General features: G+C 38.8%; 12 protein-coding genes. 2 read left to right on the forward strand and 10 right to left on the reverse strand.

Translation table 11 applies throughout. The annotated features are described in order from the left end of the window. Positions 1-191 precede the first annotated feature (191 nt). Complete coding sequence (locus H9649_RS15165) at positions 192-1,562, forward strand: C40 family peptidase (protein ID WP_191695740.1); 1,371 nt, start codon at positions 192-194, stop codon at positions 1,560-1,562. Positions 1,563-1,606: 44 nt separating this feature from the next. Here H9649_RS15165 and H9649_RS15170 read toward each other — a convergent pair whose 3' ends face one another. The 4 genes from H9649_RS15170 to H9649_RS15185 all read right to left on the reverse strand — a co-directional run bounded on the left by H9649_RS15170 (position 1,607) and on the right by H9649_RS15185 (position 6,295). Beyond that, complete coding sequence (locus tag H9649_RS15170) at positions 1,607-2,989, reverse strand: Mur ligase family protein (RefSeq protein WP_191695741.1); 1,383 nt, start codon at positions 2,987-2,989, stop codon at positions 1,607-1,609. Positions 2,990-3,005: 16 nt separating this feature from the next. Beyond that, entirely contained in the window at positions 3,006-4,337 is a 1,332-nt protein-coding gene (locus H9649_RS15175) for a YheC/YheD family protein (RefSeq protein ID WP_191695742.1), read from the reverse strand. A gap of 8 nt (positions 4,338-4,345) precedes the next feature. After that, positions 4,346-4,783: a hypothetical protein gene (locus H9649_RS15180; protein ID WP_191695743.1), complete on the reverse strand. Its 438-nt coding sequence runs from the start codon at positions 4,781-4,783 to the stop codon at positions 4,346-4,348. 111 nt (positions 4,784-4,894) lie between these two features. Continuing rightward, on the reverse strand, positions 4,895-6,295 hold the full coding sequence (locus tag H9649_RS15185) for a Mur ligase family protein (protein ID WP_318241705.1): 1,401 nt from the start codon (positions 6,293-6,295) through the stop codon (positions 4,895-4,897). 168 nt (positions 6,296-6,463) lie between these two features. On the opposite strand from H9649_RS15185, the gene H9649_RS15190 reads away from it, so the two are divergent. Further along, positions 6,464-7,684, forward strand: coding sequence for an ATP-grasp domain-containing protein (locus H9649_RS15190; RefSeq protein ID WP_225229927.1), 1,221 nt, complete (start codon positions 6,464-6,466; stop codon positions 7,682-7,684). 36 nt (positions 7,685-7,720) lie between these two features. Here H9649_RS15190 and H9649_RS15195 read toward each other — a convergent pair whose 3' ends face one another. The 6 genes from H9649_RS15195 to acnA form a co-directional block, all read right to left on the reverse strand. Beyond that, positions 7,721-9,886 carry a YheC/YheD family protein gene (locus H9649_RS15195; RefSeq protein WP_191695746.1) on the reverse strand — a complete coding sequence of 722 codons (2,166 nt, stop codon included), beginning with the start codon at positions 9,884-9,886 and terminating at the stop codon, positions 7,721-7,723. A 92-nt stretch (positions 9,887-9,978) separates the two neighbouring features. Next, a complete protein-coding gene (locus tag H9649_RS15200) occupies positions 9,979-10,389 on the reverse strand; it encodes a CotY/CotZ family spore coat protein (protein ID WP_191695747.1) in 411 nt (136 codons plus the stop codon). Positions 10,390-10,420: 31 nt separating this feature from the next. After that, positions 10,421-11,641 carry an ATP-grasp domain-containing protein gene (locus H9649_RS15205; RefSeq protein ID WP_191695748.1) on the reverse strand — a complete coding sequence of 407 codons (1,221 nt, stop codon included), beginning with the start codon at positions 11,639-11,641 and terminating at the stop codon, positions 10,421-10,423. 189 nt (positions 11,642-11,830) lie between these two features. After that, complete coding sequence (locus H9649_RS15210) at positions 11,831-12,175, reverse strand: hypothetical protein (protein ID WP_191695749.1); 345 nt, start codon at positions 12,173-12,175, stop codon at positions 11,831-11,833. Next, positions 12,175-12,600: an acyl-CoA thioesterase gene (locus H9649_RS15215; protein WP_191695750.1), complete on the reverse strand. Its 426-nt coding sequence runs from the start codon at positions 12,598-12,600 to the stop codon at positions 12,175-12,177. The genes H9649_RS15210 and H9649_RS15215 overlap by 1 nt, the downstream gene beginning before the upstream one ends. A gap of 153 nt (positions 12,601-12,753) precedes the next feature. After that, entirely contained in the window at positions 12,754-15,468 is a 2,715-nt protein-coding gene (gene acnA / locus H9649_RS15220) for an aconitate hydratase AcnA (RefSeq protein WP_191695751.1), read from the reverse strand. Positions 15,469-15,471: the final 3 nt, after the last annotated feature.

Consider the following 15,471-nt stretch of genomic DNA (forward strand, 5'->3'; position numbering starts at 1 on the left):
TCATGCTTTTTTTATGCATATTTTTCCCTATTTCGGCCTGTAATGTAATTGTAAAATAGTCGATGTAGCGTTATCCCAGCAAGGTTTGTACAATGAGCTGTAAGGCATTGGTGAAAATTCCCTCCAAAAAAGGTTTGTCAATCGTGCTACGATCGTTCACGAGATAGCAAATCGATACTTGGAGGTAAAGTATGAATAAAAAAATACTAACTGCAGCTCTTGTCACTTGTTTGAGTGTCAGCTCACTCACTATCCCGTCTTTGGATCAGTCATCTACTGTATCCGCCGCCACTGTCACGAATCAAGCGAGTCAACAAGTGGTCAATGCTAAAGCTGACCAACTCATTCAGACTGCTAAAAGTTTAATTGGCAAATCTACGTACAGCACAGCAGTCTATAAACCGACCTATCCGTATAAATTTTCTTGCGCTACATTCCTTATGTATGTATTTGAGAAAAACGGTGTGGACTTGGCAACGTATAACGAAAATTACATGATGCAACAAGGTACCCCTGTTGCTAAAGGCAAATGGCAAAAAGGCGACCTGTTGTTTTTCAAGAGTAAAACGACTGGTACTGATCCTGATCATGTAGCTATGTATATTGGTGATAATAAAGTTATTCATATGGCGGATTCTAAGCAAAATATCGTCATTTCTGATATGGACAGTAAACCGTATTATACTGATACCTACGTGGGGGCAAGAAGAGTAATCCCAAGTTTACTTCCTTCAAATCCAGCGACGCAAGCTGATAATATTGTCAGTTTGGCTTATGATTTAAAAGACACTGCAACAATCGGTACGATCAATAACGAAAACGCTAAAAAGTTTACTAGTACTGGTTTTGTCAATTATATTCACAAGAAAAATGGCGTTACATTAGGTGCTACAACTCTAAGTTCTTTACAGTCAAAAGGAACAACGGTTTCTCGCTCTAACCTTCAAAAAGGAGACCTTGTATTCTTTAACAGCGTAAAAGGCTCCAAAAATCCTAGCTTAGTCGGGATTTATGCAGGTGAACACCGTGTAGTCATCCCAAATTCAGATGGAGTTATTAGTCGTGTATTATTCGTCGACTATTATAAAGATCATTACATTACTGCAAAACGGGTTATTAATACGAAAACAGAGTCAACACCTATAGAACAAGTGCCGCCAACTTCAACTGGTACAACATCTGCGGATAAAGTCATCAATTTCGCAACAAGTTTAACGAACAAAGCGAAATTCGGTTACGTCTATAATGAAAAAACGTTAACGTTTACGGGTGCAGGTTTTACGTATTATGTATTTCATAAACAAGGAATTGACTTAAAATATAAAACGGCTAGCCAACAAGCGAAAATAGGTTCTTCTGTACTGAAATCCAATTTACAAAAAGGCGATGTGCTTTTCTTCTCTACAGATAACAAACGCACAACAATTACGCAAACGGGTATTTTTATCGGTGGCAACCAATTCATTACTCTATCTACTTCGGGTGATGTGGAAAAACAGAGCCTTTCATCGTCATGGGCAAAGTTAAACTATGTCCAGGCTAGACGAGTCCTCTCAAAATAACGAAAAAGAAGCTACTTAACATATCGTTAGGTGCTTCTTTTTCATTATTTTTTTAAACTCTCCGCGAGTGCAATCATTGCGCGACTAGACATAGGTCCTTTTATGAGCACTAGAGAGTTTTCGTCTACTATTTCGTTAACGTAATTTCCGATGTCATTTGCACTTTCGAATATTTTTATCGTTGCATCGCTACCATCTTTTGCAGCTTGTCGCGCAATTTCTTCGGCTTTTTTACCAATTGTTATGAGGGTGTGTACCTTTTTCGTTGCAACTAAGCTTCCAATTTCACGATGGTATTTCTTCTCGAAATTCCCTAACCGATTAATGTCACCTAAAATTAGAATGACTTTTTTTTCTTGGCCAATCGAGTCAACAACTTGCAAAGCCGCTTTGACGGATGTAGGATTATTGGTCCACGTATCATCGATGATTATACTTCCCTTTAATCCTTTTGACATTTCTAAATGGCGTTTCATTTCCCTGTACGTTTTTAAACGTCGTATAGCGATTTCAATGTCTATCCCCATCTCCTGCATAGCAGCAAGCGCTGCAAGGGCATTGCTAACTTGATGGTCTCCTAATCCAGGCACAAACGCTTTAAATGCTTTCCCTTCATAATGGACGACAAAATTCATCCCTTTATTACCAAATTCGATATTACTTGCTCTCAAAGATGCCTTTGGTCCAGTTCCTACAAATATAATTTTCCCTTTAAATTTGTTAAGACGTACTTTTTTTGTATTTTCATCATCTGCATTTAAGATGAGTGTTCCTCCACTACGTATTCCTTCTACAATTTCTTCTTTCGCTTTTATATACCCTTCCAAATTCAAACACCCATCTAAGTGGTGTACACCAATATTTGTAATTATCCCGATTGTTGGTTGGTATATCATACACTGGTGTTTAATGTTACCTGAATTACCGAGTCCATGTTCAAAAACAGCTGCCTCTGTATGTTCATCAATTCCGACTAAGTATGGAAAAGATCGCCGAGGTTCATTTTTACTACTTATAGATGTTTGTACATTCTTATCAAAACTCAACATATGCTTTAGCATTTCCTTCGTTGTCGTTTTGCCGCATGTACCTGTTATTGTGACAACTGGAATATCAAATAGATTTCGATAATAATTGATGAATGTCCAATACGACTGAACAAGACTCGCTACTTTCATAACGGTAGTATTCGATAATACTGCTTGTAACTCTTCTAACGGCTTGTCTGTAATGACGAGAGACGGACCTTTCGCGTCTATTGACTTCCAGTCTACTTCATCCCTTCTACTAACAAATAACAGCGTATTTTGTTTTGTATGATCATGCCTCTTATAATAGATAGCTTCAGTAACGGTCCAGTTGGCATGACCACTGATAATTTTCCCTTTGAATAACTCTTTTATGTCGCTTACAACTATCGGTTTCACAATTCCTATCTCCTTTCTATTTTGGTTTTTTATTCATACAAATAAAGTGGTTGATAGTAGTATGCGCTTCATTGTCTTCAAATCCATAGAACATAGCAAGCGCTGGTACATAATTCGCTTCGATCATCCAAAGCTTCCCATATACATCCATTCCAATATCAAAACCGATAATTGAAATACCTTCAACACTTTCCTCGAGTATGTTAGAAGCTCGCATGCAAAGCTTTTCAATTGATTGCTTCTTTCTTTTACTCTTCCAATCACTCGTAGTATTGCGTAAAACCTTTTCTAGCGTAAGTAATTGCTGGGCCCTATTCGTAACGAAATAGTCAGTTGCGGCTAATTTAACTAGCATCCCTGTAACATACCATTGTTCTTTATCTTTTTGTGTTATGACTCGAATATCATATGGGCAATTATTGACCGATTCTAAAGTGATAAACTGTTGAATGATATAATATTTTTTTGTTAAATAGGTGCGTTTAATATACTTATATAACTCCTCATACGTTTGTATCGCATTTCTTTTATTCCTTTCGTGTATCTCAAAAGAAGTTAAAGATTTAGCACTAATTTTGATTATTCCTTTCCCTTGTTGGCCGATACATGGTTTTAGTATGACTTGACGGTATTTTTTTAAGAATCTTTCCAGATTCTGATGTGTACATAACTCCGTTTTAGGGACAAATGAACGTAACGATTTTTTTATGGAAAGGCTATTGTATTGACTCCACTTACTGTTTCGGTCATGTAAAATTGTGTCTACACACCAAAACTGTCCATTCATAATAATCATTTCAATTACGATTGTGTGGCAAGTAGGGAAAGCATCCCCAAGCTTTTCGGCGATAGAAAGAAGTACATCAGTCAATTTCCATTGTTGAAATGTATTATTCATTTTTTGAAATAAACCATCTTCAATTGTCGAACGGTTGGCAATTTGCCAATATGAAGAAGTTGATTTTCTTTGAAGTGTAAAATAGGAATGTTGTGTTAGAGGTATACTTTGTGGAAGTAATTGAATAATATACGGTCTTTTCACCAAAAGTTTCTTCGTTAAATGATTATACAATTCATCGCTCGTTGTAAAATTTCCTTGGCTTTCACAAGTTATCAGTTCATAGAGTCCACCACGTCGTTTCACTTCAATTATTTGCGGTCCTAGTATAGGTTTGATGGCTAGTAGATTAGATTTCCTCAGTAATAAATTTAATTTGTCTTTAAAGAATAGGTGGGTTTCTACTAAGTGACGTTTGCACTTCTCATCTTTTTGCAATACTTGATATTGTCCGTAACGACCTCTGATAGGTTGGATAGCACTTCCTCCTTCCTCCTTTACACGAATCATCCGCCATCTTAGTCACAGCCTAGAGCAATAATGGAACCTTGTTCAACCGGAGCTGCACCATTTTGGTCAAAGAAACTAGTAATAACAAAACTTTGGACGATATCAACATTGGCCATTGCTGTTTGATCGACAAAAACTGCAGTGAATGGGTACTGTATATTATTTACAACACCTGTTCCGGTGACAGTCACTTTGCAATTTTGTCCTTGTTGTTCACACATGACATTTGTTATTGCATCTGATACAAACAAAAAGCTATTCACCCCTCCGCAGGTTTCTGTATCCTCAAAATCCAACGATAAAAATGAAGCACCTAGTGTCGTTACACAAACATTTGCATAGTAGCTTAAATCTCCTCTAACTGTTCCTAACTGTCCGTAAAACATGACATTGTTATTGCATGACACAGCATCCACTTTAGCCCCACAAAGACATTCTAATCCCATACCTATTCCATTCCCTTCGATTGTGATGTATTTTACTATATTATTACGATGGTACATTGAACTTGGTGTTTGTCTCAATAACTATGAAAAAATCATTGTTTCTTTAAAGTTTTATTGATCATCATTATTTTTCTTTCTTGCTAGTTTAGCTAATTCTTTTATAGAATCACTATACATATCCCCTTTTATGAGCGTAATCGTATTTTTGTTCGTAAGTATTTTTAACAACTCATACGCTCGATGATGATTGGTGCACGCATACACTTCACTTACTGTGTTGCACATTTCCACATAATCCGCCATAATCCGTGCATGTTCTCCTATTGTTATCAAAACGTCGATTTCACTTTTAGCTAGTATTTTTCCTGCATGTTCATGAATGATATATCCCCATGACCCCAAATCCGTTATCGTACCAATGACTGCAATTTTCTTTTTTGATGTACCTACCGCTTTCAACACTTTTAATGCTGCTGCTAATGAAGTAGTGGTAATGCTCCATGTATCATCAATGATTATCGAATTGTTTATGCCTTCCACGACTTGTATTTGCTTATTCATCGGCTCAAACGTTTTTAATCGTTCTGTAAGACTAGAAATTTTAATGCCTATACAATTTACAGCTGCTATTGCAGCAAGTGCATTATAAACTTGATGCTCGCCTAGTCCAGGCACATACATTTTATATTGCTTATTCAGATGTATTACCGTCATGAACATACCGTTAGAAGAGAATGAAATGTCGCGAGCTTGAAAATCGCTTCTAGCATGTAAACCGAATGTAATCAGTTTTCCAGTAAAGTTCTTTAAATCCAACGTGCGAATATTTTTATCATCCGCATTTACGATTAAAGTACCATTAGGCTCTAACGCTTTACATAGCTCTCCTTTTGCTGCAATATATCCTTCAATCGTTTTGCAGTAATTCAAGTGGTGTTCACCGATATTTGTTATGATCCCGATTGTTGGCTTTAAATAAGCCGAGGCATTCGTTAAATCTCCAGGAGCCCCCACCGCAGTTTCAAACACAGCTACTTCAGTTTCCGGGCCCATACTAAGCAAATGTTTTAAATGCTCGGTTCTAGAGTTATTCGTACTATTCGTATGGGCTACGTTAAGTTTCTCTGACAATAAATGGTATATTATTTCTTTTGTCGTTGTTTTACCCGATGTGCCTGTTACTGCAATAACCGGGATATCAATCATTGCCCGATAGGCATGTATGAATCTCCAATACGATGCGTCTAGGTCATCCACTTTAATAATAGTCACATTTTGCATGTCAGTTTTTAACTCGATAGGCTTATCTGAAACAATGACAATCGGGAAGTAAGGTTTTAAGGTGTCCCAATTCACTATTTTCCTTTTCACGAAAAGGATTGTATGTTGATGTCGAACTTGTTTTAATCGATACGCTCCATGTTTTATAATCATTTCGTCACTACCTTGTGTCAAAGTCCCTTGTAGCAATTGTCGTATATATCCTGTCGTTAGTATTTTCACTCGTTTCACTTCCTTCCCTTCTATTATCATATGTTCGTACCTGCAAGTTAGCTTGTACGGTACACCCGAGCAAATAAAACCAACTTAAGTAAGTTGCCTATAGGGTTTATAACCATACAGAAAATTTTTTTACTCATAACCTATATAGACTGTCTTACTATGAAGGGGTTGAAATGCTTGAAAACGATTATTTTTATCGGCACAAACAAATCAGGATCGAGTAGAGAAGCAATCAAGGCGGCTGAAATGCTTGGATACTTCACTGTTTTGTTTACAAATAAGGAAAGACAGATTGAACAGCGTCACTTATATGTAGACGTCCATGAAATGATTTTCATTGATACGACAAATGTACCGGCTATGAAAAATGAAATTATTTCTTTACAATCAAAAGGGAACGAAATTATGACGATTGTCAGTTTCATCGACGCCCATGTTGCTACTGCATTGAAATTATGTAAAGAATTTTGTCCAAATGACTTATCCTCTATAGCTGCTGAAGTGATGGAAAATAAAGCACAGACACGTATTTTGTTAGATGGATTGCCGTGTTCACCAAAATTCACAACTGTCAAACCTGGTGAACATGTGGATGCAAAGGTGATCGATACTTTTAATGGCTTCCCTCTAATCGTAAAATCTTCTTCATCCACTGGATCCAAGGATGTATTACGTGCATCTGATATAGATCAGTTGCATCAACATATTACGAAATTACATGAGAAAGATCCAGAAGACCACGTCATTATTGAAGAGTTTATTGAAGGCGATCAATATTTAGTTGAAGCGATTATTTACAATAAAGAAATTCATATCGCAGGCATTATTGAACAAGAAATCACATACGGAAAACGATTTATTATTACAGGATATGGTGTACTTGCAACAGTTCCTAGACCGTTATCAGAAGGAATCGAAGAAGTATTAAAGTCGATCATAGATAAATTTTCAATTACCCATGCCGCGTTACATCTTGAAATGAGATTATCAAATAATAAATGGCGTTTAATCGAAATAAATCCGAGAATTTCAGGCGGTGCGATGAATAAGATGCTCCATGCGGCATTCGGTTATAATTTAGCTGAAGAAACACTTAAACTATACTTAGGTGAAAAGCCTGTTTTGGAACAAAAACAATCTAACTTCATTTTCACTCAATATGTTATTGTCGATAAAAAAGGGATTCTTGAACGCGTTACTGGTAAAAATCGTGCTCGGAAAATTGAAGGCGTTGTAGAGGTCTATGTGAAACCGAAAAAAGGGACTCTTCTAGTGCCCCCCCTTTCCATGGGGCATAGATACGCTTATGTCATCGCACGTGGACGGACGATGAGCAGTGCCAAAGTCATTGCAAAAAGGGCGGCAAAAGAATTGCAATTCCATTTAATAGAAACGTAAAAGAGAGGACTCCAACTGACAAGGAGTCCTCTCTTTTTAGCTGTAATTCCGATCGATAAATTGTACTGTTTCAAACATATTTGTTTTACTAGCTCCTTTGATTAGAATTGTATCTTCTTCTTGAATGAGCTCTTTTAAATGTGTATGGAGTTTATCGCGATCTGTAAAATGAAAGATATTACTTGCACCCATTCCCTTAGATTTGGCTTGCGCTCCTATTTCTTCTGTCCTGAAGCCATATGTTAGTAAAATATCTATGCCTAATTGTTGTACGTAATCTCCGACTTTACGGTATTCTGTTTCCCTTAGGTCTCCTAGCTCTCTCATTTGTCCGATAATCGCGATCTTTCTCTTCTTCGCTATATTAGAAAGTACATCAAGTGCGGCGCGAACTCCTTCAGGGTGAGAGTGCACAGTATCGTCTATCAGTGTTATATTGTCTTTGCAATTATAAATTGTCAATCGACGTGGTGGCTTTTTAAAAAGAAGCCCCGTCTTGATCTCCATCGGTGAAAAACCTAAATGATCAGCAATCGCGATTGCTGATAGTGCATTGTATACATGATGTTCTCCAAAAATCGGAATGAACAGCTCGATTTCTTCGTTTTTAAGCTTCATCTTAAAACTCATTCCGTTTTCCGCATATTGGACATCATAGGCACGGTAATTTGCATTTCGTTTTATACCGACAGTCAGAATTTTTCCTTTAAAATTCTCGGTTTCCAAAAACTTCGAATTATCGTTATCACGATTAATACATAGAACCCCTTGCTGATCCATCCCGTGAATCAATTCTGATTTTGCTTTGGCCACTCCTTTAGGATCCCCGTTGAAATTTCCTACGTGCGCCAATCCTATATTCGTGACGATACTAATAGTTGGTTGGATGATTTTACAATGTTCTGTAATGACACCGGGATATGCCATCCCATATTCCAAAACGACTGCTTGATGAGAAGCATTAATTTCAGCAGCATGTTTTTTCGTATGTTCCGTTGTATTCCAATAATCTTTGGATTCAAAGACATTCCACTTTTTTGAGAGAATTGAGGAGAGAAAGGCTTTTGTTGTTGTTTTACCGGCACTTCCCGTAATCCCGATAATTGGTACTTGTTCCGTTTGTTTCTGACGCTTCCGTTTCACATCACGAATTTTGTTTTGGATCGCTTTTTGATTGTTCGCGATATACATGGCGTACTGCACTGTATACTTCACAACATCCATTTCTAAGTAAAACGTTGGAGGACAACCAGGTCGCCAGTTCACTTCATAAATCCAAAGTTTATGATTTTCATCCATTCCAATATCAACACCGATTTCATCAATCACTTCACCGAATTTCTCCATTTGAAGCTCATCCATATGTTTTGCTAGCGTAAGTGAAAAGTACTCTAATTTCTTCTTAATATTATAAGCGTCTTGTTTAAATTCTTGTTCCAGAAAGGGGTCTAAATAATTCGTATATCCGCCACTATTAATGTTCGCAATAATTGAGCCTCTAGGGGCGACGCGAGGGTAGATTGTCGTTATGACCCATTCTCCATTCCCATCTTTTTGCACATGTAATCTAAAGTCAAACACTTGACCACTCTTTGTAATTGATTGAATATACGGCTGTACGATGAACGTTTCATTTTCTAATTTCTGTGTAATAAATTCTTCTACTTGTATCCTTGAAAAGTTGCGATAGTAACCATTGCCCCTTACAACAAACTGTTCATCTTCTTTCACAATGAAAAATATCCCTTGCCCTTTCCTACCATCAATCGGTTTAAACACGACTTTATCAAAGGCGCTAATATAATGATGAAAATGATCAGCGTTTTTAACAACCTCTGTAGGAATCAAATAACTCGCAAAATCTTTTGCTTCTTTTAGACGCCTGTTAACGCTCCACTTATTTCCAATTGAATGTGTTGTAAAAGGAATTTCATTTTTCATCTTTTTCATAATCTCTTTGGATTTTGATAATTTCTCAGGACTTCCTGCATTATAAATTACATCTGGAAAAGGCATGATTTTTGTAGACCATTTCCCATTTGCATATACTTGTCCTTTAATAGTTCGATTGACAAAATTGACTTCTCCAGGCGTAAAATAAAAAAATTGTGCACCTTCTGCCGCCGCAATTGCCGCAAATGCATACGCTTTTACAACGGTTTCTGGATCCTTACGATGGTGCAGCATTCCAATGATCGTCATTCGTAAACTCCCTTTCTTGTTAACAGCTCCTTCTAGTACATGCAAGAGTTTGCGTATATGACAAGGACACACGCATAGAGGAGGAAACTTTCCTATACTTTCACTTCAATGAAAGGTGGCGTTCTGTCGACAAATTGAGGCGCTAATGGTTCAATTGCAATGAAGCAGCAAATATTGACATAAATACATACATCGGTCTTCTGCAAGGCATACAACTCACTGACGCAATTCGTATAACGACCATAAAGATTGGAAGGCTTCAGCAATCGAAGTTTTGCGCAGCAAGTTGAAGGGATCAAGCTTTCTATTCTGAAAAAAGGTGTCAGTCCTTTGTTGTATATCGCTTGGAAGTTGCTAAACTTGTCGGTACTGACTAACATGAATGGAATTGTATCCATCTTTTTGGGTAGCTGCAAGTACCGGCAATCTTTCCCGAAGTTTTCCAAAAGCTTTTGTTCTTCCAGCAACTTCTCCATTTCTTTGCAAATACAACAACTATTCATCGTATATCCCTCCGCTTCTATGTATGGGTGTTTACTCGATAGGTTCTAAATAAAACGTCAGTAAGTTCGCTGCATGTTCAGCACGATTTTTCGCTTCTTCTTGAGTGTTCCCTTCCGCCATGACATACCCATAGCGGTACCCCATCGATAATGCAGGCTTCATAAGTGAGCCAATCGCTGCAGATACGTTCAACTCAATTATTCCTGGTGTCATTTTCGCTTTGTCTGTACCATCTATTTGTAATAAATAGCCCGCCTTCGCAAGCGTAATATAAGATGTATAAACGGGTTGTAGCTTCTTCTTACGAAAATCCGGTTTTTCACCGATAAACAACTTTATCGTTTCCTCCACTATCGAAATACCGAAAGCTTCCTCCACCATACGGTTCATCGCCCCACCCGCGATTCTTGGATTTATTTCAATGAGGTTCCATCCCCTATCTGTATAGCGCATTTCTAAGTGGCAGGTTCCGTGATGCAAACCAATATCACGGATAATTTCATCAACCGCGGTAGATAACTCTTCATCCATTTTCGGTTCAATCGTCACACATACTTCATAACCGGTTACGACAAACGTGACGTCAAGTGTAATTTGCTGTTGAACGATTGCAATAATGATTGGAATTCCTTTGCATACAGCCAACTCGATAATGTATTGCGTTCCTTCTATATACTCTTCAAGAAGCCATTGTTCATGGCCACCAATCGTCAGTATTTGATCAATTGCCGTTTCCATTTGCTCTGCTGTTGCAATTATATAGACATCTTTTGAACCGTTTGAGGTAGCTTTCTTCAGTATTTGAGGATATTTTCTAACGGTCGTATAAAATGAAGGAGCGATTCCATAAGGAGTGAAGGCTTCATAACGAATCGAAGCAGCATTTGTTCGCAAAACGTTCCTCGTTTCACACTTATTTTCTAGGACGCTCAACGCCTCTACTGAAATAGCGGTTTGGCAATATTCATTTGAAAGTGTAGCCGCCAATGAGACATACGGATCAACAAAGCTTATAATCGCACGAAAAGTATAGCCTTTTTGCCGATGTTTATGAATGGTGTCACGAATGGAGGATTCATTGATTTGTTCTACAAAACAGATTTTGAGACTTGAATGAGTTGTATTCAACTGACGTGAAAATCGCTTTTTACGTGTGAGCAGGACGGGTGTGAAACCTAAGCGAGTAGCTGCCGCTAATGCTTCATGGCTTGAACCCGACCGCGCCGATTCGATAAATAAAATCGATTCCATTCAGACAACACCTTTCAGTAGGACATTCGCCTTTATTTAATCGTATGCGGCGCATATTTTAACAATTAGGCGAATTACTCGGGAAGAAATGCGGACAAATGAAAAAAAGCACAAAGGTTGCTCCCTTGTACTTTCATCTTCATGCTTGTTATTGTCATTTACAGCAATAAAAATGTGATTTAACGATACTCAGTCATCTAATGAAACGATCTGACAGTCCGTCTCTTGTGTTTCAAGCAAGTTAAAACGAGCAATTTGCTCCTCAAGCCCTTCGTCATGCAATACTTGAAGCTCTACATTTCCAAACAAATCAAAATGAGGATAGCCAGGTTTATAATCGATCCATTCAGGTTTCAACCCGTACGTCTTTCCCCACTCCATTAGTTTTTCCACATTTACACAACCGGCTTTTGTAACGGTTTTGCAACCTGGAAAACGATCATCTAGCCAGTAATGTGTTAAAAAAGCCATATCGCCAGACCGTACCGACAATTTCCATTTTCTCAACTCTTCTCGATCAATGCCGAACGCCATCAGTCAGCATTCCTACAGATTTCTACATATTTTGCATCCCATGCAGGATCAATCTTTCGTAAAGAAACTGGACGAAAACTATCTTTTTTCACAAGCACATGCTCGGAAGTTGCCGTAGCAGCCACTGTTTTATCCTCATGTAAAATTTCATAGCCATAGACTGTCCGCAATTTCCCATGTGATTCAACCCATGTCCGCACTGTTGCCGTCTGTCCATACTTCATTGCTGCCTTATATTGAATCGATAAATCGATGACGGGAGAGAGATACCCTTCTGTTTCAAGCCCTGCATAAGTGAATCCTAAATCTTTAATCAGATTTGTCCGTCCGATTTCCATCCATACTAAATAGTTCGCATGATAGACGACACCCATTTGGTCCGTCTCCGCATACCTGATTTCAATTTCTTTTTCACTGATAAACACTGTCTTCACCTCTTTACCCATTATACAAAAGAGAAGAGAAAAATGCTGTTCATTCAGCCTGTGAACAGTCCTATCGCATTTAACTGGTATTTAACCTACTTTAGCTAAATTAAAAAGGCACCCGATTAATCCCGGATGCCTTTTCTTTTTAGATTAATTATTTTTCATCTTATCACGAAGAACCATTTGAAGGATTCCGCCGTGTCGGTAGTAGTCTACTTCAACATCTGAATCGAAACGTGCAAGAACGTCGAATTCTTTAACAGAACCGTCTTTCGCAGTTGCAGTTACTTTCAAGATGTCGCGTGGTTTTACGCCTTCCGCGATGTTAACGCTAATTGCTTCTTCACCTGTTAGACCAAGTGTTTCTGCGCTATCGCCATTCAAGAATTGAAGTGGAAGAACGCCCATCATTACAAGGTTTGAACGGTGGATACGCTCATAACTTTCAGCGATAACTGTTTTAATGCCGAGCAGGGATGTACCTTTTGCAGCCCAGTCACGTGAAGAACCCATTCCGTAATCTTTACCTGTAATGATTGCAAGACCAGTGCCTTCTTCTTGATACTTCATAGCAGCATCATAAATTGGCATAATTTCTTTTGTCGGCCAGTACGTAGTGAATCCACCTTCTGTACCTTTTGCAATTTGGTTACGGATACGGATGTTAGCGAATGTACCGCGCATCATGACTTCATGGTTACCACGACGGGAACCGTATGAGTTGAAGTAGCGAGGCTCTACGCCGCGCTCACGCAAGTATTTACCAGCTGGTGTATCTTTACCGATTGCACCTGCAGGTGAGATATGGTCCGTTGTAATTGAATCACCGAATTTACCGATGACGCGAAGTCCAGCAAGTGCCTGGATATCAGCAGGTTCAGTTGAAAGACCTTCAAAGAACGGTGGGTTTTGGATATATGTTGAGTTTTCATCGAAATCGTACAATGAATCATCAGTTGTTTCGATTGCGTTCCATGCTTCGTTTTCAGTGAATACACGTGCGTATTCTTTACGGAATAGCTCAGGCGTTACTGTCGATTTCACAACTTCATTGATTTCTTCAGTTGTCGGCCAGATATCTTTGAAGAAGACGTCAGTGCCGTCTTTACCTTTACCAATTGGATCTTTATCGAAATCGATATCGACTGTACCTGCAAGTGCATAAGCAACAACTAGTGGCGGAGAAGCCAAGTAGTTCGCTTTCACGAGTGGGTGGATACGTCCTTCAAAGTTACGATTACCTGAAAGTACAGAAGAAACCAATAGATCGTTATCAATGATCGTCTTCTCGATTTCAGGAAGAAGCGGACCGGAGTTACCGATACATGTCGTACAACCATAACCGACTGTATTAAATCCGATTTGATCTAAGAATTCATTCAGACCTGAATCATTCAAATAGCCAGTAACGACTTTTGAACCTGGTGCAAGTGATGTTTTCACGTATGCAGGAGGTGTCAATCCTTTTTCAACTGCCTTCTTCGCAACAAGTCCAGCACCTAACATAACGTAAGGGTTAGAAGTGTTTGTACAAGAAGTGATTGCAGCAATAGCAAGGTCGCCTGTTTTCATGCCTACTGAACGGCCATCTTCAAAAGCAACTGTCGCTTTTTTGTCGAATTCTTTAGGCGTTAAACCAAAGCCCTCGTTCCCTTCAGGCGCTACAACTGAATCTTTGAAAGAACGTTGTAGTTCTGTAAGTGGAATCATATCTTGTGGACGCTTTGGACCAGCAAGATTTGCTACGATTTTAGAAAGGTCGATTTCGACAACTTCTGTATACGTAGGTTCTTCATTATCTACTGTGAAGAACATATCGTTTTCAATCAAGTATTGCTTGACGACTTGGATGTGGTCTTCGTCACGTCCAGTTAGACGCATATAGTCAAGTGACTCATCGTCAACCGGGAAGAAACCACAAGTTGCGCCATATTCAGGTGCCATGTTGGCAATTGTTGCACGGTCTGCAAGTGGAAGTTTTGCTACACCTGGTCCGAAGAACTCGACGAATTTACCAACAACTCCGTGTGCACGAAGCGTTTGAGTTACTTTAAGTGCAAGGTCAGTTGCAGTCGTTCCGTTTGGAAGTTCGCCAACAAGTTTCACACCGATAACTTCAGGAATCGGGAAATATGATGGTTGACCAAGCATTCCAGCTTCAGCTTCAATACCACCAACACCCCATCCTAGAACACCGATACCGTTAATCATTGTTGTATGTGAGTCAGTTCCAACTAACGTATCTGGATACGTTTCGAAAGTTCCGTCTTCGTTTTTAACAGCATGAACAACATTTGCCAGATATTCAAGGTTAACTTGGTGAACAATACCTGTTGCAGGTGGAACCGCACGGTAATTGTCATACGCTTTTTGTGCCCAGCTTAGGAATTGGTAACGTTCAGCGTTACGTTCGAATTCTAGTTCCATATTCAAACGTAGTGCATCGTCAGAACCATAACGGTCAACTTGTACCGAGTGGTCAATAACGAGGTCAACCGGAATTTCCGGATTGATCTTATCCGGATTTCCACCCATTTTTGCCATAGCGGAACGAAGAGCTGCAAGGTCTACAACGACAGGAACACCTGTGAAGTCTTGAAGGATTACGCGTGAAGGTTTGAATGGAACTTCAGCATCTTTGTCTGCGTCTTTGCCCCATTTTGCCAAGTTTTCAACGTGGTCGTCATTGATGACATAACCGTCATGTTGACGCAGGACGGATTCAAGTAGCACTTTTACTGAGTAAGGCAATTTTGATACATTAGCAATGCCCGCTTCTTCTAGAGCTTTAATATGATAATAGTTATACGTTTTACCATTCAGCTCGAATGACTTGCGGCTGTTATGCAAATTACTTTTAGCCATGTG

This window comes from Sporosarcina quadrami (genome assembly GCF_014836615.1).
Classification (GTDB): Bacteria; Bacillota; Bacilli; order Bacillales_A; family Planococcaceae; genus Sporosarcina; species Sporosarcina quadrami.

Excerpts from the sequence above, each read along its gene's own strand:
- H9649_RS15165 (WP_191695740.1), top strand. The coding sequence starts at position 192 with ATGAATAAAAAAATACTAACTGCAGCTCTTGTCACTTGTTTGAGTGTC.
- H9649_RS15175 (WP_191695742.1), bottom strand. The coding sequence starts at position 4,337 with ATGATTCGTGTAAAGGAGGAAGGAGGAAGTGCTATCCAACCTATCAGA.
- H9649_RS15180 (WP_191695743.1), bottom strand. The coding sequence starts at position 4,783 with ATGGGATTAGAATGTCTTTGTGGGGCTAAAGTGGATGCTGTGTCATGC.
- H9649_RS15195 (WP_191695746.1), bottom strand. The coding sequence starts at position 9,886 with ATGACGATCATTGGAATGCTGCACCATCGTAAGGATCCAGAAACCGTT.
- H9649_RS15200 (WP_191695747.1), bottom strand. The coding sequence starts at position 10,389 with ATGAATAGTTGTTGTATTTGCAAAGAAATGGAGAAGTTGCTGGAAGAA.
- H9649_RS15205 (WP_191695748.1), bottom strand. The coding sequence starts at position 11,641 with ATGGAATCGATTTTATTTATCGAATCGGCGCGGTCGGGTTCAAGCCAT.
- H9649_RS15210 (WP_191695749.1), bottom strand. The coding sequence starts at position 12,175 with ATGGCGTTCGGCATTGATCGAGAAGAGTTGAGAAAATGGAAATTGTCG.
- acnA (WP_191695751.1), bottom strand. The coding sequence starts at position 15,468 with ATGGCTAAAAGTAATTTGCATAACAGCCGCAAGTCATTCGAGCTGAAT.